Below are 22629 nucleotides of genomic sequence, written 5' to 3'. Positions count from 1 at the left end.
GACCGAATTATTTAGAATCAGCGAAGCTAAACGCAGTGAAGTGGAGAAACCTTTAGGTTCGACGAAGTCAATTCGAAGATTGTGAGATGGAGGGAAATGCAACCAGCAACCGACACTATCCCATAAAGTGTGTAAGTTATAAATATCAGGGTTTGACTTTTTTAAAGTTGAACCCTTTCTTCAAATATAGTTAAAAATTGATTTATAATAACACCCCAATTCCTAATTGGTTGAGTCCACTTTTTAGTAGATTCTCTAACTGCTAAAAAAACAGATTTCATTACAGCTTGATCAGTCGGATAGGAAAGCTTATTCTTAGTGTACTTCCTTATTTTTCCATTAAGATTTTCAATTAAATTAGTGGTGTAAATAATTTTTCTAATTTCTAAAGGAAATTCAAAGAAAACAGTGAGTTCTTCCCAGTTCTCTCTCCAACTCTTTACGGCATATGTGTACTTACTGTTCCATTTATTAGAAAAGTCGTTTAAGGCAAGTTCTGCTGCCTGTTTAGTAGGAGCATTATAAATCTGTTTCATATCTCTAGTAAACTCCTTCTTGTCTTTCCAAACTACATACCTGGAAGCATTTCTAATCTGATGGACTACACAAATTTGAGTTTTAGAATCAGGGAAAACATTAGTTATAGTATCTGTAAATCCATTTAGATTATCCGTTACAGTTATCAGTATATCTTCAGTGCCTCTTGCTTTTATATCTGTTAAAACACTCATCCAGAAGGCAGATGATTCGTTCTTACCTAACCATAAGCCTAATACTTCTTTATTTCCATCTCTGCGTAAACCAATTGCTATATAAACAGTCTTGTTTATCACTCTGGAGTTCTCTCTAACCTTGAAAACGATACCATCCATCCAAACGATTAAATAAACTGGTTCCAAAGGTCTATTTTGCCATGCAACAATGTCATTTGTAATGTTATCTGTTATTCGTGATATCGTAGAAGTTGAAATCTCAAAGTCATATAATTCTCTTATTTGCTCTTCAATATCACTATTACTCATCCCTTTAGCATATAAGGAAATGATGATGTTTTCTATGCCATCTACCATGCTTTTTCGCTTAGGTATTAGCATTGGATTAAATGAAGAATCTCTGTCTCTAGGAACCTTTATTTCACTTTCTCCGAAACTGGTTTTAATCTTCTTATCAGTGTACCCATTACGTGAATTGGTGTTTCCTGATTTTTGGTGCTTCTCATAGTTCAAATGCCCGTCAAGTTCGCCTTCCAGAATCTTTTCTATTCCTCGCTTTTGTAAGCGACTTAAAAAGTTATTTAAGTCTTCTCCTGTTTTAAATTGTTTTAGGAAATCGTCTTTTAATAGGTCTTCTTTTTTCATAACTGTGTATTGGTTTTTAAATTTAAACAAAAAAATATCGAGATTACAAACCCCGATATTTTTCAACTTACACAGTTTTTAGGATACTCCCCTTTTTTTTACTTTTTACTTTTAGCTCGCTGGCACTTTTATTTTCATCTGCTGCTCGCTGAACCTCCTCCGTCGGTTTTCCTTTCTCCTTTTTCTTTTTTCCTCTTTCCTCTTTTCTCTTTCCTCTTTTATCTTTTATCTTTCCTCTTTCCTGCCTGACTGAGTCACGCAGGCAGGTATCTTTTGTCTTTTGTCTAACCTACAACCTCTAATTTAGCAAATTTCAGCAAAAGTTTCTTCAGTCCTACCTCAAATCTAATAGTTGCTTTTTGATTTACACCTACTCCTTCAACCATCATTACTTCACCAATTCCAAAACGCTCATGCTTTACAAGATTACCTTTACTCAACTTTCCGCCGAAAAGATCTGATCCATTCGAATTCATTGTATTCAATGGTTTCAACTTACGAACAGACCTAGCTGTTTCTCTTGGTCTTGGAGGAGTACCTGCTTTAGGTTTAGAAGTACGCATAGGATCATTACCAAATAAACTTCCTTCTACCTTATTATTCAACATTCTTGCCTTCCGTCCTCTCGGAGTCATAAATTCAAGGTAATCATCATCTATCTCATCTATAAATCTGCTCGGTTCTGCTTCGGTCAATTTCCCCCAACGGTACCTACTTTGAGTATATGTAAGATATGCCTGTTTTTCGGCTCTGGTTACAGCTACGTAAAACAGTCTTCGTTCCTCTTCCAATTCAGAACGGGTACTGGTACTCATTCCTGAAGGAAATAATTCTTCCTCCATTCCTACAATAAAAACATGTGGAAACTCTAATCCTTTAGAAGTATGAATAGTCATTAAAGACACTCTGTTTGTATCGTTAGGGTCCTCTTTATCAGCATCCGTAAGAAGGGCTATATCTTCTAAAAAAAATGCCAATGATGTGTCTCCATCAGCCTGTTCTTTTTGATATACAGTAAACTCCTTTACACTATTTACGAGTTCCTGCATATTCTCGTATTTACTAACACCTTCGGGTGTACTATCTTTTTGCAACTCTTTAATTAGCCCCGTACTCTTAGCTACATTTTCGGCCACTGTAAAAGCATCAGAGGCTTCGGCCTGAACTCTGAAAGCTTTTATCATATTTACGAAAATTTCAATTTTTCGCAAGGTACCGGCATTTATTCCGATATTCAACATCGAAGCCTTTTCCATAACACTAAATACAGACTGTCGATAATCACGTGCAGCTATTGCAAGCCTGTCAATAGTAGTTTGACCTATTCCACGAGCCGGGAAGTTTATAATTCTCCTTAGAGCTTCCTCATCGTTAGGATTAATTATCATCCTAAAATAAGCCAGAATATCTTTTACCTCTTTACGTTGGTAAAATGATAATCCACCAAAAATGCGATAAGGGATATCTCTTTTTCTAAATGCATCTTCCAAAGCCCTTGATTGCATATTGGTACGGTAAAGTACAGCAAAATCATCCCAGTTCATCTGCTCGGTCATAGCAGTTTCGAAAATAGTAGATGCTACAAAACCCCCTTCTTCTCCGTCGGTAACAGTTTTAACAACCTTTATCCTTCCGCCATCAGAGTTAGATGTCCATACATCTTTTTGCAACTGATCTTTATTATTTGCTATAACTACATTAGCAGCCTGAACAATGTTATTGGTAGAACGGTAATTTTGCTCCAGCTTAAACATCTTCATATTGGGATAATCCTTCTGAAAATTCAGAATATTCTTCACATTGGCTCCCCGAAATGCATATATACTTTGGGCATCATCGCCCACAACACATAAATTTTCGAATTTAGCAGCTAAGGCTTTTACTATCAAATATTGAGAGTGGTTTGTATCCTGATACTCATCTACCATAATATACCTGAACCTATCCTGATAAACAGCTAACACATCAGGAAACTGATTTAATAACTCATTTGTTCTCAACAACAAATCATCAAAATCCATTACCCCGGCTTTGAAACACCTGTCAACATATTCTCTGTATATTTCTCCGGTACGCGGACGCATTGCAGCAGCATCAGCTTCCTGCAATTCAGGGTGTAAGAAATATGACTTCACTGTAATTAAAGAATTCTTGAAAGATGAAATTCTACCCTGAACCTGTTTTGGCTTGTAAACATCTTTATCAAGATTCATTTCCTTTATTATCGCTCTTATCAACCTTTCTGAATCCTGAGCATCGTAGATTGTAAAGTTTGACGGATACCCCAACCTGTGTCCTTCGGATCTTAAAATTCGGGCAAAAATAGAGTGAAAAGTTCCCATCCAGAGATTCTTAGCCTCTGAACTTCCTACCTGAGCAGATATTCTTACCTGCATCTCTTTGGCAGCCTTATTAGTAAAGGTGAGAGAGAGAATATTAAAGGGGTCTACACCGTTATTTATCAGGTGTACAATTCTATAAGTCAACACCCTTGTTTTGCCGGAACCTGCACCGGCAATCACCAACATAGGACCTTCTAAATTCTCTACAGCCACACGCTGAGCCTCATTCAATGTATTTAAATAATCTGCCAAAACAATCAATTTTATATGCTGCCAAAAATAAGGGAAATATCTTTATGAGAAGAATTTTTATTATGAGTAATATAGTGTTTATCAGTTACTGTTTACTTGTTGCTGGTTACCGGTTCCTGGGCTTGTCGAATGACTGGTTGTAGGTTACCCCCTTCGACTACGCTATTGCTTCGCTCAGGGCAAGGGTTGCAGGTTTGGTATTTGAACTCATAACTTATATGGACTTATAAGTACTTTAAACTCATAACTGGTTGCTGCTCCGACTTCCAACTCCCGGCACCTTTTTTCCTTTTTCTTTTATCTTTTTTCCTTTGTCTTTTTATCTTTTTTCTTTTTATCTTTTTTCTTTTGTCTTTTTCCTGTTACATTTGGCAGCATCACTTATGAACTACTTATAATAATATTCAATGGATGTAATAATAGAATTTTTAAAATATATAATTCCATCAGTGGTTGTTGGAGTTATAGCAATGTATTTTCTGAAAATATTTTTTAAAGAGGAAAATCTAAAACGTTTCCACGAATTAAAGCTGTCGAAAGTAAAAGAATCTCTACCGATAAGGCTTCAGGCCTACGAAAGACTTACTTTACTGTTAGAACGTATTTCTTTAGTAAGCTTAGCAAGAAGAATGCCTGCGAACATCGATTCAACAGAGTTATACAAAAACGTTCTTATAAAACAGATCAACGATGAATTTGATCACAATATTTCGCAGCAGGTATATGTGACTCCACAACTTTGGAAAATGATTGAAACTGCGAAAAACGCTACTATCGTGGCTGTAAACTTCACTCATCAAAAACTTGAAGAAGGGCAAGGAGTTATGGATTACCAACATATTTTGTTCACAGGAGAAGAGGATCATGATAATCCTATTAAATTGGCTTTAGCGAAATTAAAAAACGAGATTTCACAGGAGTTTTAATTCAAATCCAGACCTCATTATCAAACATAAAAAAAGTCAATCCGGAATGTGGATTGACTTTTTTTATGTTATTTCTTTTTAGATTTACGCCTTCTGGCAGCCCTGTTAAAAGGCTTGTCCTTTTTGGGGTTTCGTCTTCCCGGACCACCTAAATTCTCTTTTTTATTTTTATCTTTTTTCTCGTGAAAAGCTTCTCCTCTACCTTCCCTGTCCTTTATTTTAATTAAGATATTTTTCTGATTGGTTTTATCTTTTTCCATTTCCAACAAATACTCCGATATCTCTAGATCTTCAGGCAAGTCTAATTTAGGTATCTTCATATTCATCATCTCTTCGATATCTTCCAGATATTCCTTCTCTACCTTCGATATAAAAGCGATTGATTTTCCCGATTTTTCTGCCCTACCTGTTCTCCCAATTCTGTGAATGTAATTTTCGGGAAAATCAGGAGTATCAAAACTGATAACATGTGTTACATCCGAAACATCAATTCCTCGGGCTATAACATCTGTTGCTAACAGAATTCTAAGTTCGCCTTTAGCAAATTTATCTAAAGCCTGAATCCTGTAGTTTTGTGATTTATTTGAGTGAAGAACATCCATTTCTTCCTCAAAATCATCTAAAATCAGATTGTACAATCTATCTGCCCATTTTTTACGGGCAACAAACACAAGTACCTTCTTATACTCATCTCTGTCATGCAAAAGCAACTTTAGAAGGTTAACTTTAGTATAATAGTTAGGTATGTGATATGAACTTTGCTCAATTTTTTCGAGAGGAGTACCATGACGGGCAACTTCAACTCTTATAGGGTCATTGAAATATTCCTGAATTAGATTATCTACATCTCTATTTAAGGTTGCAGAAAACATTATGTTTTGACGTCGTTTCGGTAGAACATCCAAAATACTTGTAAGCTGTGACCTAAATCCGGAATTCAGCATTTCGTCTACCTCGTCTAAAACAAATTTTTGCACATCCACCAAACGTAAAACACCCGAAGATGTCATATCTACCAAACGACCGGGAGTAGACACCAAAATATCTAAACCGTTATATACAATATCTTTTTGCTTATTAATATTTGCTCCACCATAAATTCCGGCAAAACGAATATTCATATATTCCGTTAGCTTTTCCAGTTCCTCAACAAGCTGAATAACAAGTTCACGTGTAGGCTGAACAATCAATACTTTTGGTCGTGGGTGTTTTTCTTTCGAAAATTTAATATTGCGCAATATAGGCAATAGATATGCAAAAGTTTTACCGGTACCTGTTTGCGCTACACCAACCATGTCTCTACCCGACATCACTACAGAATATGACTTCTCCTGAATAGGAGTAGCTTCCTTATAACCCAAATCGTTAAGGGCATTAAGTAATGGTGTTGTTATATTTAATTCTTCGAAAAGCACGATGTTCTATTTTTAAAATTTCAACTACAAATGTAAAGTTTATTAATCAACTATTAGCTCTATGCAGTTATATTAAGCTACTAAACTACCTTTCTTAGACTTTCTGTATAAAAAAGAATTGAATATATTTCTCTTTGCAAAACGTACTTGCTTATCAGAGTTAATTAACTTTTGAAATAAACCACGGTTAACACCAAAGTACTCATATGTTGATCCATCCATAAACGTAACTTCAAGCAAAAGACCTTTATGCTGAAAATCTGCAATACCAGACTCATTTATTGTTGCCGTGTACTCACTTAAATTAGATGCTTTTGTTTCGGGTGCAATACTTACCAAAAAATGGTATCCATCAATGATTTGTTTACTCTTAATCTCCGCTGCAGTAGCTTCCTCTCCACCTTGAGAGAATTTATCAGGATGCCACTCTTTTACAAGATTTCTATATTTTTTCTTAAGATCTTTTAAATCTATATCATTCTCTACTTCAAAAAGTTTCTTGTATTCGTTTATGCGCTTCATGTATATTCTTTCTATATTTACTTGTACCCATACTCCTGTCATATTATTAACGTACAGCCACTTATGTGTTTTTTAACCGGGCGCGAAATTACAAATTATATCTAAGCAAAATAGAAATACTTTATTTAATTCCATCAACACTACTTTTAGACTGATAGACACAAAAAAGTTCCATCAAAACTTAATTGATAGAAGCCCTAATTTTATTTATTAATAATAGAAAATGAACCGAGCAGACATCTCTCTCCTACTTCATATGTTTAAATTTTATATTAAGGTCATACCTGCCTGACTACATCAAGCAGGCAGGTGGAATCCCAAAATTTAATCATAACTGTTGGTCTCGGCTTAGCCGAGATGGGGTTTTCATATAAAGCTTCTCTTTGATTATTGTTTTATAAAAATATATCATTATAAAAAATGCCATAAAATCAGCAAGTACCTGCCCTAATACAATATTAATACTACTACCGGTTAACTTGTTAAGAAGAAAAATCCCTCCTACAAAAGGAACGAAAAATATTAACTGACGACTAATACCAACTACCAATGAAGCCGTTTTTTTATTTAAAACCTGCATGGCATTACTACCATGCATCACAAATGCAACAGTTGGAAATGAAAATGCCACGAGTCGCAATACAGATACCCCAACTTCTATTGTTTCCGTATTTGTGAAATAGATTCCCATTATTTCGTATGCGAAAGTATAAACAACTACGCTATACGTTAAAAATATGGCAGTTGAAGCTATCAGAGTAGTGTTAATTATCTCCAAACTGCGTTTATTATCTCCTGCTCCATAACTATTACCAAGCATTGGCATCATTCCCACATTCAACCCGTAGGATATATAAAGTGCCAGCGTAAAAATATCGTTCGACACACCCCAACCGGCAACCATATCATCGGAAACCTCAGTTGCAAATAGGTTGAATATAGTAATAGCTGCGAATGTTGCAATTTGTTTTCCTAGACTCGGCAGTCCGAAACTTAATACTTCTTTTGCTGCATGAATTGAAAAATATTCGTAAAAAACTTTAGTATCTTCCTGTTTAGTCTTATTCCAGTTTTTATAAAATACGAATAACAGAAATACAGATGATACTGTAAAGCCGGTAACCGTAGCTAAAGCAATACCTTTTATTCCAACCTCTGTAAATGTAACTATATAATAATCGAAACTGCCATTGATAACTGCCGACATAATTGTAGCTATTGTTGGCATCGCCGAATAACCCAAACTACGCAATACAAATACCAGACTCAGCATAAATACCATTGGAATTGATGCAAAACTAAATACCTGCAGATATTCATTTGCTTTGAATATAACGGCCTCTGTGATTTTACTTGTCGGACTTAATGTAAAAATTGAAAGTAACTCATTGCTAAAATAATATAAGACAAAATTCAGTACGGCACCGCCCAGTATAGCCATTCCAAGTATAGTAACAGCGCTGCGCCTGACCGCTTCGCTGTCTTTTCTGCCATTTGCTGTTGATACAGATACCATTCCTCCAATGCTCAGCCACATTGCAATGGCTATAATCAGAAAAGTAATACCAAACACTAATGATACAGCCTGCACTTCTTCAATACCAAGAGTGGAAACAAAGTATTTATCAAGTACTCCATACAGCCCTTCGGAAATCATGGAAATTACTCCAAGTCCTCCTAACACAAAAAGGCCCTTGGATACTGATGAATCTTTGAGATGTTTATTATTTGCCATACTTGTTTTTCGGTTGGATAAATGTACGTTTTATTATCGTTGTTAAGTACAAAATAATAGAGTGTCAATCTTCGGTAAAAAACAGATAAACACGCTCTTATTTTGTAACTTTACTCTCAGTAATTATGCTAAAATCAAATTGTTATGAGAACATTAAAGATTTTCATATTGCTAATTTCAATTCCTATATTTTTCACATCATGTTCAAAAGATGATGAAAAGGAGATTCCCGATCCATGTGTAAACTATCTTAACTCCATCGATTTTTCCTTCGGCATAGATTATGATTCCCCTGATAAATACCTTACCCCCGGTGAACAATCTGATTTAAGCGACAGCCATCTCGAAGAAGTACGTGATGCAATTGGTACTCCCGAAAAAAATATTGACGGTATTTTACAAGTATGTCACTGGGTAAACCAGAACTTTACATTCGAAAATGCCGGTGGAAATATGGTCGGAAAATTAACCGTAGATGAACACTTCGAGATTAAAACTTTCTACGGTTGCCATTCGGCTGCTTTAATTATTTCAAGTATTTTACGCGAATTTGGTTTTCCGGCAGTAATGATCGAAACTTCCGACGTACAATGGGGATACGACTACAATGAAGGTACTGCTCAATATTTTGCAGGTCATGTTATGTCTGAAATATTCGTCAATAACAAATGGGTCCTGCTCGACAATAATTGCACTTATGTAAACGATTATGACAAAAACAATCCGTTTATAGACACTAACCGGGATAAAGGTCTATTTGTATTTGCAAAAGGAGTAGATTTTTGGGAGTATAGCAGTCATGATGAAATTAACTTCACTCATGATGAAATGATAAAATTCTCTGAAAACATTAACTGTTATGAAGAGATGTTTAATACTGTAAATTATAATTGGAGTAATTAAAACATTTACAAATTGAATCTACCGTAATAAAATGAATATTTCCACCTTACAATTTAGCCGTCTAGACTGAGCCAAGATGCTGAAATTTTCATTCTCAATTAAGGTAAAAATCTTCTGTTTTCTTTTACGTTAAACTCAAATTATAAATGATACAAACAAAAAACCTCCGCCAAAACTTAATTTAGCAGAGGTTTATTTTTTTATCTGAAGACCGAATACAGAAAGTTACTTCCGACTTCTGTCTCCTGACTTCTAACGGATTTCTTATCCACCGAAATCATCAAAATGAACATTCTCAGGCGGTATTCCCCAATCGTCAGTCATTTGCACAACTGCATTATTCATCATAGGAGGTCCACAGAAATAGAATTCTATATCTTCCGGTGATTCGTGCTTACTCAACTGCTGATCGATTACAGCCTGGTGAACAAATCCTAAGAATCCATCACCTTCTTTATCATCTAATGATTTTTTGGCTACCCAATTATCCTCTTCCATTGGCTCAGAAAGAACAATGTTGAACTGGAAGTTAGGGAAATTCTTTTCGATTTCTCTAAAGTCACTTTCAAAGAAGATTTCACGTTTCGAACGGGCACCGTACCAGTATGTAACTTTACGGTCAGTCTTCAAGGTGTGGAATAAGTGGAATAAGTGAGATCGCATTGGCGCCATACCTGCTCCACCACCGATGTAGATCATCTCTGCTCCGGTATCCTGAATAAAGAATTCACCATAAGGACCTGAAACCGTCACTTTATCACCCGGCTTTTGAGCCCAGATATAAGAAGAACAAATACCAGGATTTACATCCATCCAATCGTTTTTCTCTCTATCCCATGGCGGAGTAGCGATACGTATAGTCAACATTACTATATTTCCTTCGTATGGTGCATTTGCCATAGAGTATGCTCTATAAATTGGCTCATCGTTCACCATTTTCAGTTTCCAAAGGTTGAATTTATCGAAATCTTCCTTGAACTTATCCGGTCCTGCAGGATCATTTGGTTCTGGAGAAATATCGAAATCTTTACTATAATCGATAGTAATTTTCGGAACATCAATTTGGATATATCCACCGGCTTTGAAGTCCATTGTCTCCCCTTCAGGAAGGCGAACAACAAATGCTTTAATGAATGTAGATACGTTGTAGTTTGAAACTACCTCACACTCCCATTTCTTAATTCCGAAGATTTCTTCAGGTATAGAAATATCCATATCCTGCTTAACCTTCACCTGACATCCTAAACGCCAGTTATCTTGTACTTCTCTACGTGTAAAGTAAGGCTCTTCAGTTGGTAGGATTCCTCCACCTCCTTCGTTTACCTGACAAGTACACATTCCACAAGTACCTCCACCTCCACATGCTGATGGAAGGAAGATTTTATTGTTACCAAGTGTCTGCAATAGCGTAGCACCTGACTCCACCTCTAGTTCCTTCTTACCGTTTATAGTAAGTTTTACAGGTCCAGAGGGTGCCAATTTTGCTTTTGCAGTAAGTAGTATAGATACCAACAAAATAATAAGGATGGCAAATACTACAATACTGGTACCAATTGTTAATGATGCAAATAAAAACATATTAATTTCGTTTTTTTCATCAGTGCTGACAAAGGTCAGCACAATTGATTAATTATTACAATTTGATACCCATGAATCCCATAAAGGCAATACCCATCAATCCTGTGATGATGAAAGTAATACCTAAACCTCGCAATGGAGCAGGAACGTGAGAATAACGAACTTTTTCGCGAATAGCAGCCAAGGCAACAATTGCCATCAACCAACCAATTCCCGATCCAAGTCCATATACAACAGCTTCACCAACATTGATGAAGTTTTTGTTTTGCATAAATAATGATCCCCCAAGGATAGCACAGTTTACAGCGATAAGTGGTAAGAAAATACCTAATGACGCATAAAGAGCAGGTGCAAATTTCTCTACAACCATCTCCACTAACTGAACCATAGAAGCAATTACAGCAATAAACATGATAAAGCTAAGGAAGCTTAAATCAACATCGGCAAATTCAGCTCCTAACCACTCTAAAGCACCAGGCTTAAGAACGTAATTTTCTAAAAGAAAGTTTACAGGAAGCGTAATAACCAATACGAATATTACAGCAAACCCTAAACCTACAGCTGTAGTTACTTTCTTAGATACAGCCAAATATGAACACATCCCTAAGAAGAATGCAAAGACCATATTTTCTACAAACATGGACTTTATGAATAAATTAACTAACTCCATCTTAATTAGCTTCTACAAGTTTAGTATTACGTGCTCTTTGAACCCAAATAATAACACCAACTACGATAAGTGCCATAGGAGGCAACAACATCATACCGTTGTTCATATATCCCGCGTTATAAACCGCATCAGGAATAATCTTTTGTCCAAATAACTCTCCCGAACCAAATAACTCTCTAAAGAAAGCTACTATAACAAGTATCAAACCATATCCTGCAGAGTTACCAACACCATCGAGGAATGATTTCCAGGGAGTGTTACCCAATGCAAAGGCCTCAAAACGCCCCATCACAATACAGTTTGTTATAATTAAACCTACGAATACCGAAAGTTGTTTTGATACATCAAAAACGTATGCTTTCAATACCTGGTCAACCAAGATCACCAAAGAGGCTACTACTACCAATTGCACAATTATTCTAATACGCGCTGGAATCATATTTCTCATCAAAGAGATAATTACGTTACCCGCACCTAATACAAATAGTACTGACAATGACATTACAATAGCAGGCTCAAGTTTTACCGTAATCGCTAAAGCAGAACAAATACCCAATACCTGTACCGTGATCGGGTTATCGTCGTCTAGCGGATTAGTTAGCAGTTGTCTGTTCTTCTTAGAAAACAATGCTTCTTTTTCTTCGCTCATAACTTTGTCTACTATTTTAGATTATTGAAATATGGTAAATAAAGCTCTACCCGGTCTTTAAACATTTTAGAAGTTGCAGTTGATGTAACTGTACCTCCTGAAATTGCATCTACACCATGATAATCACCTTCCTGAGCACCTCCTTTAATAGTTGCCACCGAAGCAAAATTCGCTTCATTAAAACCACTATTTGGATCTTTCATAATTTGCTTTCCAACCCATTCTTTTTGAAACCAGTCGGTTGCAATTTCAGCACCTAAACCTGCAGTTTCTGAAGCGTGATCGAAATTTACACCAGCAATAGTGTTTTTATCAGATTCTAAGGCTACATTACCCCAGATATCACTCCACATTCCCATTCCGTGTAATGGAATAACATAAAATGTCTTCCCTTCTACCTCAGCAACGAAAATTGGATATTGCTTATCCTGAATAGCGGCTTTTACATTAGCAGTAAATGCTTTTCCTTTTTCTATGTCGGCACCCAAAGCTTCTTCAACCACAGCACCTTCATTATTCACAACAATACCTTTCTTAATATAGTTGACAAACTGTACTTGTGATTCCTCACGAGACAAATCAACGCCAACCGTTTTAAGAATGTTTTGCATTTTTTCCTGTTTCAAATTCGCATCCTGTAAAGGCTTTAATGATGTTGCAGCAAACGATAATAAGAATGCAACAACTATAACCATTACTATAGCGAATATAAACGTATAAGAATTTTTATTTGTATCCATAATATCTACGTTTTATGCGCTTAATGCTTTTTTGATTTTATCTTCAACACGCTTGTTTCTACGTTTTACACTAGCCTGAACCACATAGTGATCGATTGTTGGTGCAAATACATTAAGTAACAAGATTACAAGCATAACAGCTTCAGGGAATCCGTTTAGTACACGAAGCAGGATAGATAAGAATCCAATTAGAAAACCATAAATCCATTTTCCTGTATTTGTCTGTGTAGCCGATACCGGATCGGTAGCCATAAATACAAGACCAAAAGCAAAACCACCTACCAACATATGTTTCCATCCGAAATCCATCAGTGGGTTTGCTCCCCATAATTGGAAAAGGAAACTCATTACTGTTCCTCCGATAATTCCTGAAAGAATAATTCTCCAGCTTGCAACACCTGAAAGCAATAACATTACTGCTCCTATTAAAATTGCAATTGTTGAAGTTTCACCTATCGATCCCGGTATTAGTCCAACAAACATATCCATTACTGAATATACGTGGTTAACACTACCTACCTGTAATGCAGCATCACCTCCTGAACCTAATTGTCCCAGAATTGTTGCTCCAGACATACCATCTACTTCAGAAGCCCCGGCAACCCAAACTTTATCACCCGACATAAATGTTGGATAAGCAAAGAATAAGAATGCACGTACTACCAATGCAGGGTTAAGAATATTCATTCCTGTTCCTCCAAAAATCTCTTTACCGATTACTACACCAAAAACGATTGCTACAGCAAGCATCCAAAGTGGCAAATCAACCGGTACAATTAATGGAATCAACATTCCTGTTACAAAGTATCCTTCGTGGATTCCGTGTCCGTAGAACATCGCAAAGATGAACTCAACACCCAACCCAACAGCATAGGATACTATGATAATTGGAAGCAATTTCCATAATCCGAAAAGGAATGCTTCCATGAACGTATAAGAATCTTGCTGTCCTAAGGCCACTAGCTGCTCAAAATGGAAGTACCCAATATTGTACATCCCAAAAAACAAAGCGGGAAAAAGAGCAAGAACCACAACGGTCATCAAACGTTTTATATCTACACCATCACGAATATGCGAACCGGAAGTGGTTACATGATCAGGAGTAAAGAAAAACGTTTCAATGGTCTCAAATACCGGATAAAATTTCTCCCTTTTACCTCCGGGCATGAAATCCGGTTTGATACCGTCAAATGCGTCTCTTAAAAATTTCATTATCTTTTTTTAGTATTTAGTATTTAGTATTTAGTACCTAGATAATACATAGTCCGATTTTATAAAAAAAGTCTATGTACTAAGTACTTTGTACTATGTACTCATTATGTTATCCTACTTCCTTAATCATTACATCCAACCCTTCGCGAACGATTTTCTGGATGTCGATTTTTGAAGTGTTAATTACCTCTGCTAAAGCAAAATCCTCCGGAGCTACTTCATAAATACCCTGATTTTCCATCTCTCCAATATCATTGTACATGATAGATTTTACGAGATACATAGGGTAAATATCGAATGGAAAAACTTTTTCCATTTCACCGGTAACTACAAAACCACGAGTTTCACCGTTTTTGTTGGTATCCATTGCATACTCTTTTCCTGTTGAAGCAAAAGAAGAGCCGGCCATACTGAAAATATTATTGTATAACCATGGCACCCATCCGAAGAAACGATGTGTTTTTCCTTCCGGAAGAACTGTAATTTGGTTATCGTAATACCCCAGATAACCATCTTGTGAAATTTTTGTCCCCGTTAATGGTCCACCACTGATAACACGAACATTAGTGCTCTTAAGATTATCTTTTAAGATATTCTCAATACTTGTTCCTGCAATAGTTTTCACATAACGTGGTTGACTTACTTCTGAACCTGTTAATGCAACAACCCTTTCAGCGTTGAACTTCCCTGTAAGGAATAAGTCCCCAATAATAACAAGATCCTGAGGTGTTACGGTCCATACTCTCTCCCCTTTATTCACGGGATCGATGTGATGGATCTGAACACCAACATTACCCGCAGGGTGCGGACCTGTTACATTGTGTAATTCAACTCCTGAAATGTTTTGAAAAACAGATGATGATTGACTACCATCTACTGATAAATTAACTTTACCGGTTGTAAGTTTAGATATAACATCTATACCTTTTTGTAATGATTTTTCCTTGCCTTGTAGAGCAAAATCATAGTCAGCCGCAAGAGGCGCGCTATTGTAACCTGAAATAAAAATTGCCTTAGGTTTGTCCGATGGGTTTGCAATAACATCATACGGACGTTGCTTAATAAATACCCAAGCACCACTTTCTAATAAAATTTCAGTAACGTCCTCTTTTGAAGATTCTTTTATTTGAAATTCTTTGTAAGTGACCTCAGAATCTACTAAGACCTTTACCTCTAAAATTTTACGCTTTGCACCACGTACAATCTCAACTACCTCACCACTAACCGGTGAAGTAAATTTAATTCTATCGTCGTACTTTGAGTAAAAAAGAGAGTCCCCTGCTTTTACCTGTGCACCTACTTTAACAGTCAATTTTGGAGTAACTCCATGAAAATCGTCTGGTCGTAAGGCGAACACTTTCGCTTGAGGGACATTGGCGAACATTTTTTCAGCTTTACCTTTAAGCTTTATGTCAACGCCTCTCTTTATACGAATGTCTTGTGACATATTTATATAAGAGATTAATTAAGTATATTAAATTCGCTGCTAAAATATGAAAATAGACCTATCTATTGACATATCTCCCATTTATTTATAATCACTTTAAACAATGGCCTGCTTTTTTCTAAACCATCTGATTTTACTAATATTACACGATCATAGAACACAATAATTAGTCTAAATCATACCTAAATATGACAAAATTCATACTTTACGCACTGCACTCCTTCATGTTTATCATGACAATCCCCATTGTTTACGCTCAAAATTCACCCTTTCCCAACCCCGAATTATTGATCTCTGACGATGTAAATATTAAATCGATCGATATTCAAAATATAAGCGGTAATTATCAGTTACCATATGCAAAACTTGGAGAACAATTCATTATTAGCTTCGATGATCTGGATTCTGACCAAAAAAACTATTATTATACTGTAGAACACTATGATTCTAATTGGGAAAAATCAGATATTTTCGACAATGACTATATTGAAGGATATAACGAAGGAGAAATAACAGATTATGCATACTCCTTTAATACCCTCAAAAAATACACCCACTATAGTTTTAAATTTCCCAATCGCGACATGAAAGTATTAGTCTCAGGGAACTACCTGCTAAAAGTATATCTCGACGACCCCGATGAACCTTCTTTTATCAGACGTTTAGTTATCTATGAAGATATTGTTAATATAGGAGCTAAAGTTGACAGGGCTACTGTTGTAAATAAACGAGACTTTGAACAACAGATAAACTTCACTCTGAATCACAGAGATATTAACATAGAAAACCCCTCGGAAGAAATAAAAGTAAGTATATTACAAAACAATACCTGGGATAATGCCATATATGATCTGAAATATCAATATCTGGGAAATAATACTTTAATTTATAATTACTACGATAAAAGCAACTTTAAAGGAGGTAATTACTTTTATCATCTTGACACAAAAAGTATCCGTACTGCGGGACTTTATACCGACTTTATAAGACTGGAAGATATTTATCACACCTTTTTATATACAAATGTACCGAGAAACTCAGATCCATTCACTACGCAACAGGATTACAACGGAGGTTTTGTAATAAGGTCTGTCGACGGAGGAGATACTAAAACTGAAGGCGACTATTCAAATATTCATTTTTCCCTAAAAACAGTTTATCCTCACGATAATTCAAAAATATACGTTTACGGAGCATTCAACGACTGGCGGCTTGAAGAGGAAAACCGACTTAAGTACGATGAACAGCGGGGTGTATATTCTACCAGCTTCCTTCTCAAGCAAGGTTATTACGACTATAAGTATATTGTAATTGACAATGGTGAATTTCATCCTGATGCTATTTCCGGATCTTTCTATCAAACCGAAAACAATTATACAATTATTGTTTATTACAAAAGCATGGACAGTAGATTTGACAGGGTGATAGGTTTTTACCAACTTAGATCTGAAAATCTATTTTAAATCATAGAAAATAATCCTATAAATATTTTGATATACATTGGGTATTGAATACTGAATTATTGCATAGTTCTATTTTACAAAAACCACTTTAAAGATTAAAGAATGCATTTCCTCTATTAATTTAGTCGATTTTATCATTTCTGGATAGCTTTATTTTAAAATAAACACAATAGCAACTCGAATGTTAATAAATGAAATATTAACTGTTAGTGAAAACAGTAGTTACCTGGGCTTACACAATATAAATGGTCATCAAAACTATATCTTCATCTCAACTATTGAAGTTTTCAATCATTTTAGTCAACCAATTATATTAAGAAAAGGAGAGTTTTTTATTTGTTATTTCGGCTCAAAAACTAAATCCCCTGTCAATACTAAAGAAAAAACAGTTGAAATAGCCCCCGGAAAAAGATTTAAATTTAAGATTGGTTTTAAATTAACTTCCGATATAGCTTTTGCCGAAGGAAAACTTACATTTAGTACACTAAACAGTAATATAAAAACTAAAATAGATACGGGGAAAATATATTTATCATCTACCCCTTCATTAAACTAATTTTGCCCGACACAATAAAAGTGTTAATCGATTTTCGAGAACTTTTCCAGAAAATATATCAACGAAAAACCTACTAAAGCCAAAATCACAACTGTTATTATTTGAGGATCACCATCAAAAGCCAATGGCGAAATACTTCTCTGTAAAAACGGAACTTCTTCTCCATGAGAATTAATTCGTGTTGAAATTGTTTCCTTCCACGGCCAGACTTTATTTAAGGATCCAATCATAAACCCTGTCAAAACAGCTAAGGTTGAATTATGGTGATTCTTAAACATCCATGCCAAAACCCTCGAAAAAACGAGAAGCCCCAAAACAGCACCTACAGCAAAAATTGCAAGCATAGTGCCGGAATTAACTATCATCTCCGAATCAGCAGATACAATACCTTCTCTCAAACTGTTTATTGCACCAATAATTGTAGGATAAGATCCCATCAACAATAAAATAAAAGCACCTGAAATCCCGGGTAGTATCATAGCTATTATAGCTATAAAGCCTGAAAAGAACACATACATACTACTATCGGGACTGGCAGCCGGCTCAGCTATTGTTACGTAATAAGAAACTATCACCCCTATAATTATTGCAGTTATAACTCTGGGATTCCAACTCTTAATCTGCTTACCAATAAATAACACTGAAGCTACAATTAAACCAAAGAAAAAAGCCCATAACAGCACCGGACGGTTATCCAACAGATATATAATAACCTTCGAAAGAGAAACAATACTTATAGCTATACCAATTGCCAAAGAAAACAGGAAGCCTCCGTTTATATGCTTCCAAAATTCTTTTATTCTAAATTTAAACAACAATTTTAAGGCCGTCCCGTCAATAGAATTTAAAGAATTAATAAACTCCTCATAAATTCCCGAAATAAAAGCTATTGTTCCTCCGGAAACTCCCGGAACAACATCAGCCATACCCATTGCTATTCCCTTTAATGTAACTACCAGGTATTGTAATAAACTTCTCTGCATCTTATTTTTATTATCCCGCAAAAATAAAACTTAATAATTGTGATGCAATTTTTTTATTACTCTAATAATAAACATAAAATACGGCAAATCCGGCTAAAATAACTATTCATAAATAACTAACCTTTAACTATATGACCGTCGTCATGTTATTTCAAGTTCAAAATCATCAAACTCATCAAGCAGCAGCTATAACAATAGTTCAGAGATATATACTGACTTTTATCAGTTGTAAAAATGACTTTATTTTCTATATTCGTTGTGTTCAATAATTATTCACTATAAAAACTAATCAAATGTCAGAAAAGGCAATATTAAAGGTAAAAGATCAAGAAATTGAATTACCTATTGTAGAAGGTTCAGAGAACGAAGTAGCAGTTGATATTTCAAAACTAAGAGGTCAGTCAGGAGTAATTACTATTGATCCCGGATATAAAAACACAGGAGCTACTACCAGTGGAATCACATTCCTTAATGGTGAGGCAGGTATATTAAGATATAGAGGGTACAGTATTTATGAATTAGCCGAGAAAGCTTCATTTTTAGAAGTAGCATACTTGTTAATTGGAGGTGAGCTACCAACTAAAAGACAGATTGATAAACTGGAAAAAGACATCAAAGACAATGCTGTTGTACACGACAGGATGAGAAAGATTATGGAGGAATTCCCTTCTACAGCTCACCCTATGGGAGTTTTATCTTCTTTGGTTTCTGCACTTACGGCATTCCACCCTACTTCTCTTAATCCGTATAACGACGACAAAGAAAACTACCTGAACATGGTGAAATTATTGGCTAAACTGCCAACACTTGCAGCATGGACATTTAGAAAAAACATAGGTCGTCCGATAAATTACCCTAAGCCTGACCTGGATTATTCATCAAACTTCTTATATATGATGAATAAGAAGCCTAACGAAGATTACACACCGGATCCGGTTGTGGCAAAAGCACTTAACCAGTTATTGATTCTACATGCCGACCACGAACAAAACTGTTCTACATCAACAGTTCGTATAGTTGGTTCTTCTAATGCAAGTATGTATGCATCAGTATCTGCAGGTATTAACGCACTTTGGGGACCATTACACGGTGGAGCCAATCAGGCAGTAATCGAAATGCTTGAAGCAATCAAAGCCGATGGTGGAGATGCTGATAAGTATATTGCTAAAGCGAAAGATAAAAACGATCCTTTCCGTTTGATGGGATTCGGACACAGAGTTTACAAAAACTTCGATCCAAGAGCTCAGATCATCAAAAAATCTGCCGACGAAGTATTGGCTAAACTTGGAGTAAATGATCCTGTTTTGGAAATTGCCAAAAAACTTGAGGAAACAGCACTTAATGATCAGTATTTTATCGATCGTAAATTATTCCCTAACGTAGATTTCTACTCAGGAATTATTTATCGTGCACTTGGTATTCCAACTGATATGTTTACGGTAATGTTTGCGCTTGGTCGTCTTCCGGGATGGATTGCACAATGGAAAGAAATGAGAAAGAACAATGAACCAATCGGTCGTCCTCGTCAAATCTATACTGGAGAAACTGAGAGAGAATTTGTTGGTATGGACAATAGAACAGAAGAATTAGTTTAGAATTCTATAAACAAATAATATTTCCGAAAACCGTCGATCTTGTATTGGCGGTTTTTTTTATTTTGGGCAGTGGCCGGGCTGTCCATTATAGTTGTATCTCACAAGTGCTTTCATAATAATACGGGCGGGGTCTTTGCAAAAAACGCAAAGCCCCGCCCGTATTTTATTCAATACACTTCTTCGCTACAAGCTGCCATTTCCATCCCTACTGCAAAATCATACAGAACGATGAAAATTATTTTTCAGAATCAGTACTCTCAAAAATCTTATCGGCCGAGTTTGCAATAAAACCTCTAAACTCCTTATTGTTTTCATCCTTATACCTATAGGCAAACTCATAAAAACATGTTGGAACAATATATTCGCCTTCTTTAAATAGTATTTTCTTCGAATCGGCCATAGTACTTAACTGCTCCAACATTTTCACGGGAGACCCCTTCACTATTCCTCCAACAGTATTTAAGGCAAAACCTTTTCCCTTTAAAAACTCAACCAGTTTTGACGTAGAATTATACTTTGTAAGCCTATTGATACTTACTGTAAAATGATTTGCGCCAAAGCCATTAGTATAAAGCCAGGCAGCATATTGCGATTCATTTTTCAGTACAAGGTATTTTTCATACTCAGGATTATCCCAAAGTAAACCGGAAAACAAAATATCATCGTAATTTACCTTTTCCCAATCAACACTTCGATAAACATCCTTAACTACCTTTTGAAATTTAGGACTAAACTTTTCAAGTTCCAGCTCACTTATAAACACAAGTGGCAAATCCTTATCCAGCTTGCTCTCATAATGTTTGGCATGAAGTTTTTTCTCTTTAAAAAAATACTCTTCTTTTTCTTCATATCCGTTTTCAATTAAAAAGCCGGCAATTTTATCGATATTGCAAAATTCAAGGTTAAAAGTTCTAAAAGCAATATGATCATTAATCACTTTCTCGCCTTCATTGCGCAAAGCATTATTTACATCAAATGCAACCGGGTTTTCTGAGCTGTACTTACTCCACAATTTCTCGAAAAATTCTTCTATAGTCTTCATTTGCTTATATTTATTAGGATTAAATTACAATATTACTAAATTCAATACAACTATTAGGATAGTAATTTGTATTAAAGCTCAAAAAGCCCATCCCCTACACTTACAATTTAATACTATTTTTAAAAGACAAATAAATTACACTTAATAATTTCAATCTATTTCTTAAATTCGCCAACACTTTATAACTTTACAAACATGAACTTATATATCAACGACGAAACATCCCGCCTAAAAAAAGTAGTTTTAGGCATAGGCAACAGCTTTGGAGGAACACCAACTCTGGAGGAAGCCTATGATCCTAAATCAAAAGAACATATCAGATTAGGCAAATACCCGGTAGAAAAAGATATTATCGACGAAATGGAGGCATTTGCCGAAGTATTGAAAAAATATAATGTTGAGGTATACCGACCCGAAATTATTAAAAATTACAATCAGGTATTTTCGAGAGATATTGCTTTTGTAATTGATGATAAATTTATAAAAACACACGTAATCAAAGAAAGAGAAAGAGAAATTGATGCTCTTAACGAAGTCATTGAACAAATAAATCCTGAGCAGGTAATAACGCCTCCCGAAGGTGTACAAATCGAGGGAGGTGATGTAATGCCATGGAAAGAATTTCTTATCGTAGGATATTCTAAAGAACCTGATTTCAGTAAATATACTGTTGCCAGAACAAACGAAGCGGGGTTAAAGTTTTTAGCAGAAACATTTCCGGAGAAAAAAATCAGGGGATTCGAACTTAACAAATCCGACGATGAACCCAGAGATAACGCTCTACACCTGGATTGTTGTTTTCAGCCGGTGAGCGACCATAAAGCTATACTCTACAAAGACGGATTTAAAAACATTGAAGACTACAACAGAATAGTAAATTATTTTGGCAAAGAAAATATTTTTGAGATCACCAGAGATGAGATGTACAATATGTATTCTAATGTTTTCTCTATAAGCAAGAAAGTTGTGGTTTCCGAAAAAAGCTTTACCAGACTTAACGAACACATGCGTAATGAATGGGGAATGACAGTTGAGGAAATTCCATATTCAGAAATATCTAAGATGGAAGGATTGTTGAGGTGCTCAACTATGCCTTTAGAGAGGGTCTCTACTACACTTTAGACGTTAAACTTTAGACTTTGAACTTTAGACTTTGAACTTATAAACTATGAAACAATACACCGACACACTAATGATGGTAAAACCTGTTAATTTCAGGTTCAATGCCGAAACTGCCTGTA

19 protein-coding genes are annotated in these 22629 nt (G+C 35.6%); 6 read left to right on the top strand and 13 right to left on the bottom strand.

The features are described 5' to 3' along the window. Window positions 1–161: 161 nt before the first annotated feature. Together ABFR62_06155 and ABFR62_06150 are read right to left on the bottom strand one after the other, a co-directional pair. On the bottom strand, window positions 162–1358 hold the full coding sequence (locus tag ABFR62_06155) for an IS256 family transposase (GenBank protein ID MEN8137996.1): 1197 nt from the start codon (window positions 1356–1358) through the stop codon (window positions 162–164). Window positions 1359–1642: 284 nt separating this feature from the next. Then, complete coding sequence (locus ABFR62_06150; GenBank protein ID MEN8137995.1) at window positions 1643–3952, bottom strand: UvrD-helicase domain-containing protein; 2310 nt, start codon at window positions 3950–3952, stop codon at window positions 1643–1645. A gap of 407 nt (window positions 3953–4359) precedes the next feature. Here ABFR62_06150 and ABFR62_06145 point away from each other — a divergent pair, with 407 nt between their 5' ends. Further along, entirely contained in the window at window positions 4360–4878 is a 519-nt protein-coding gene (locus ABFR62_06145; GenBank protein ID MEN8137994.1) for a hypothetical protein, read from the top strand. A 68-nt stretch (window positions 4879–4946) separates the two neighbouring features. Here the strand turns inward: ABFR62_06145 and ABFR62_06140 are convergent, their stop codons facing one another. The 3 genes from ABFR62_06140 to ABFR62_06130 all read right to left on the bottom strand — a co-directional run bounded on the left by ABFR62_06140 (window position 4947) and on the right by ABFR62_06130 (window position 8550). Next, window positions 4947–6293 (bottom strand): DEAD/DEAH box helicase, encoded by a 1347-nt coding sequence (locus ABFR62_06140; GenBank protein MEN8137993.1) that lies wholly within the window; start codon window positions 6291–6293, stop codon window positions 4947–4949. Between the two features lie 72 nt (window positions 6294–6365). Next, complete coding sequence (locus tag ABFR62_06135; protein ID MEN8137992.1) at window positions 6366–6815, bottom strand: KTSC domain-containing protein; 450 nt, start codon at window positions 6813–6815, stop codon at window positions 6366–6368. Between the two features lie 328 nt (window positions 6816–7143). After that, window positions 7144–8550, bottom strand: coding sequence for an MATE family efflux transporter (locus tag ABFR62_06130; protein MEN8137991.1), 1407 nt, complete (start codon window positions 8548–8550; stop codon window positions 7144–7146). Window positions 8551–8694: 144 nt separating this feature from the next. Here ABFR62_06130 and ABFR62_06125 point away from each other — a divergent pair, with 144 nt between their 5' ends. Continuing rightward, window positions 8695–9453, top strand: a complete 759-nt coding sequence (locus ABFR62_06125) for a hypothetical protein (protein MEN8137990.1) — start codon at window positions 8695–8697, stop codon at window positions 9451–9453. Between the two features lie 264 nt (window positions 9454–9717). Here the strand turns inward: ABFR62_06125 and nqrF are convergent, their stop codons facing one another. From nqrF to ABFR62_06095, 6 genes are all read right to left on the bottom strand, one after another. Next, window positions 9718–11031 (bottom strand): NADH:ubiquinone reductase (Na(+)-transporting) subunit F, encoded by a 1314-nt coding sequence (gene nqrF, locus ABFR62_06120; protein MEN8137989.1) that lies wholly within the window; start codon window positions 11029–11031, stop codon window positions 9718–9720. A gap of 55 nt (window positions 11032–11086) precedes the next feature. Beyond that, window positions 11087–11701: an NADH:ubiquinone reductase (Na(+)-transporting) subunit E gene (gene nqrE, locus ABFR62_06115; GenBank protein ID MEN8137988.1), complete on the bottom strand. Its 615-nt coding sequence runs from the start codon at window positions 11699–11701 to the stop codon at window positions 11087–11089. A gap of 1 nt (window position 11702) precedes the next feature. Further along, window positions 11703–12350: an NADH:ubiquinone reductase (Na(+)-transporting) subunit D gene (locus ABFR62_06110; GenBank protein ID MEN8137987.1), complete on the bottom strand. Its 648-nt coding sequence runs from the start codon at window positions 12348–12350 to the stop codon at window positions 11703–11705. 11 nt (window positions 12351–12361) lie between these two features. Then, a complete protein-coding gene (gene nqrC, locus ABFR62_06105; GenBank protein ID MEN8137986.1) occupies window positions 12362–13090 on the bottom strand; it encodes an NADH:ubiquinone reductase (Na(+)-transporting) subunit C in 729 nt (242 codons plus the stop codon). A 12-nt stretch (window positions 13091–13102) separates the two neighbouring features. Next, window positions 13103–14302: an NADH:ubiquinone reductase (Na(+)-transporting) subunit B gene (locus ABFR62_06100; protein ID MEN8137985.1), complete on the bottom strand. Its 1200-nt coding sequence runs from the start codon at window positions 14300–14302 to the stop codon at window positions 13103–13105. 109 nt (window positions 14303–14411) lie between these two features. After that, complete coding sequence (locus ABFR62_06095; protein MEN8137984.1) at window positions 14412–15749, bottom strand: Na(+)-translocating NADH-quinone reductase subunit A; 1338 nt, start codon at window positions 15747–15749, stop codon at window positions 14412–14414. A gap of 188 nt (window positions 15750–15937) precedes the next feature. Here ABFR62_06095 and ABFR62_06090 point away from each other — a divergent pair, with 188 nt between their 5' ends. Both ABFR62_06090 and ABFR62_06085 read left to right on the top strand, forming a co-directional pair. After that, entirely contained in the window at window positions 15938–17212 is a 1275-nt protein-coding gene (locus ABFR62_06090) for a type IX secretion system plug protein domain-containing protein (GenBank protein MEN8137983.1), read from the top strand. 181 nt (window positions 17213–17393) lie between these two features. Then, entirely contained in the window at window positions 17394–17768 is a 375-nt protein-coding gene (locus ABFR62_06085) for a hypothetical protein (GenBank protein ID MEN8137982.1), read from the top strand. Between the two features lie 23 nt (window positions 17769–17791). Here the strand turns inward: ABFR62_06085 and ABFR62_06080 are convergent, their stop codons facing one another. Then, on the bottom strand, window positions 17792–18751 hold the full coding sequence (locus ABFR62_06080; GenBank protein MEN8137981.1) for a DUF368 domain-containing protein: 960 nt from the start codon (window positions 18749–18751) through the stop codon (window positions 17792–17794). Between the two features lie 293 nt (window positions 18752–19044). On the opposite strand from ABFR62_06080, the gene ABFR62_06075 reads away from it, so the two are divergent. Continuing rightward, window positions 19045–20346 (top strand): citrate synthase, encoded by a 1302-nt coding sequence (locus ABFR62_06075; protein ID MEN8137980.1) that lies wholly within the window; start codon window positions 19045–19047, stop codon window positions 20344–20346. Window positions 20347–20581: 235 nt separating this feature from the next. Here ABFR62_06075 and ABFR62_06070 read toward each other — a convergent pair whose 3' ends face one another. Then, complete coding sequence (locus ABFR62_06070) at window positions 20582–21388, bottom strand: DUF1338 domain-containing protein (GenBank protein MEN8137979.1); 807 nt, start codon at window positions 21386–21388, stop codon at window positions 20582–20584. A gap of 195 nt (window positions 21389–21583) precedes the next feature. Between ABFR62_06070 and ABFR62_06065 the strand changes: the two genes are divergently transcribed. Further along, on the top strand, window positions 21584–22510 hold the full coding sequence (locus ABFR62_06065; protein ID MEN8137978.1) for an arginine deiminase family protein: 927 nt from the start codon (window positions 21584–21586) through the stop codon (window positions 22508–22510). Window positions 22511–22629: the final 119 nt, after the last annotated feature.

The organism is Bacteroidota bacterium, assembly GCA_039714315.1.
GTDB lineage: Bacteria > Bacteroidota > Bacteroidia > Flavobacteriales > JADGDT01 > JADGDT01.
This window is presented reverse-complemented; position numbering and strand designations above follow the sequence as displayed.

Coding starts and splice junctions, on each gene's coding strand:
- ABFR62_06075 (MEN8137980.1), top strand. CDS start 19,045: ATGTCAGAAAAGGCAATATTAAAGGTAAAAGATCAAGAAATTGAATTA.
- ABFR62_06085 (MEN8137982.1), top strand. CDS start 17,394: ATGTTAATAAATGAAATATTAACTGTTAGTGAAAACAGTAGTTACCTG.
- ABFR62_06155 (MEN8137996.1), bottom strand. CDS start 1,358: ATGAAAAAAGAAGACCTATTAAAAGACGATTTCCTAAAACAATTTAAA.
- ABFR62_06095 (MEN8137984.1), bottom strand. CDS start 15,749: ATGTCACAAGACATTCGTATAAAGAGAGGCGTTGACATAAAGCTTAAA.
- ABFR62_06135 (MEN8137992.1), bottom strand. CDS start 6,815: ATGAAGCGCATAAACGAATACAAGAAACTTTTTGAAGTAGAGAATGAT.
- ABFR62_06090 (MEN8137983.1), top strand. CDS start 15,938: ATGACAAAATTCATACTTTACGCACTGCACTCCTTCATGTTTATCATG.
- ABFR62_06145 (MEN8137994.1), top strand. CDS start 4,360: ATGGATGTAATAATAGAATTTTTAAAATATATAATTCCATCAGTGGTT.
- nqrC (MEN8137986.1), bottom strand. CDS start 13,090: ATGGATACAAATAAAAATTCTTATACGTTTATATTCGCTATAGTAATG.
- ABFR62_06065 (MEN8137978.1), top strand. CDS start 21,584: ATGAACTTATATATCAACGACGAAACATCCCGCCTAAAAAAAGTAGTT.
- ABFR62_06070 (MEN8137979.1), bottom strand. CDS start 21,388: ATGAAGACTATAGAAGAATTTTTCGAGAAATTGTGGAGTAAGTACAGC.
- nqrF (MEN8137989.1), bottom strand. CDS start 11,031: ATGTTTTTATTTGCATCATTAACAATTGGTACCAGTATTGTAGTATTT.
- ABFR62_06125 (MEN8137990.1), top strand. CDS start 8,695: ATGAGAACATTAAAGATTTTCATATTGCTAATTTCAATTCCTATATTT.
- nqrE (MEN8137988.1), bottom strand. CDS start 11,701: ATGGAGTTAGTTAATTTATTCATAAAGTCCATGTTTGTAGAAAATATG.
- ABFR62_06080 (MEN8137981.1), bottom strand. CDS start 18,751: ATGCAGAGAAGTTTATTACAATACCTGGTAGTTACATTAAAGGGAATA.
- ABFR62_06100 (MEN8137985.1), bottom strand. CDS start 14,302: ATGAAATTTTTAAGAGACGCATTTGACGGTATCAAACCGGATTTCATG.
- ABFR62_06110 (MEN8137987.1), bottom strand. CDS start 12,350: ATGAGCGAAGAAAAAGAAGCATTGTTTTCTAAGAAGAACAGACAACTG.
- ABFR62_06130 (MEN8137991.1), bottom strand. CDS start 8,550: ATGGCAAATAATAAACATCTCAAAGATTCATCAGTATCCAAGGGCCTT.